The 611-nt window shown below is 42.2% G+C and carries 2 tRNA genes; both read left to right on the top strand.

What is annotated here, in order from left to right:
• Nucleotides 1-231: 231 nt before the first annotated feature.
• Nucleotides 232-317 (top strand) — tRNA-Ser (locus tag DWZ56_RS22575).
• 127 nt (nucleotides 318-444) lie between these two features.
• A tRNA-Ser gene (locus tag DWZ56_RS22570) sits at nucleotides 445-533 on the top strand.
• The last annotated feature ends 78 nt before the right edge of the window (nucleotides 534-611 follow it).

Here is a 611-nt window from a genome sequence, read left to right as displayed (position 1 = left end):
GATTAAAATCCACTTTGCCCCCTTCAAAGTGGAAATAAACTTTTCACTTCAGTCTGTAAAAGTTTTTTAAAAAAATGCAAATTAGTTGTTGACAAGACGAATCTTTGATGGTAAGATGTAATACGTTCGCCCGGGAAATACCGGTGGCAACAAAAGGGATTATGTCAATAAAATGTAAAATAGTTATTGACAAAGACTTGTCTCTATAGTATAATGCTAAGGCACACTTTTGGAGAGGTATCGAAGTGGTCATAACGAGGCGGTCTTGAAAACCGTTTGTCCGCAAGGGCGCATGGGTTCGAATCCCATCCTCTCCGCTTGATTATAACCTGGATTTGTATCTGTATGTGCTGCGGATCAGCTGATTGGGTAGCGGATCGTGAGCGGACATGCTGTGTTGGTTGTAAACATAACTTTATACCGCAATAACATCAGCCTTACTGTGGAGAAGTACCCAAGCGGCTGAAGGGGCTCCCCTGGAAAGGGAGTAGGTCGTTAATAGCGGCGCGAGGGTTCAAATCCCTCCTTCTCCGTTGGTCTTTCTTCTATAAGTAAGACAAAACAGAACCTTGATAACTGAACAGTATATTCCAACCCTGAAAATTCTTCAA

The organism is Lachnotalea sp. AF33-28, from assembly GCF_003477885.1.
GTDB lineage: Bacteria > Bacillota > Clostridia > Lachnospirales > Lachnospiraceae > AF33-28.
This window is presented reverse-complemented; position numbering and strand designations above follow the sequence as displayed.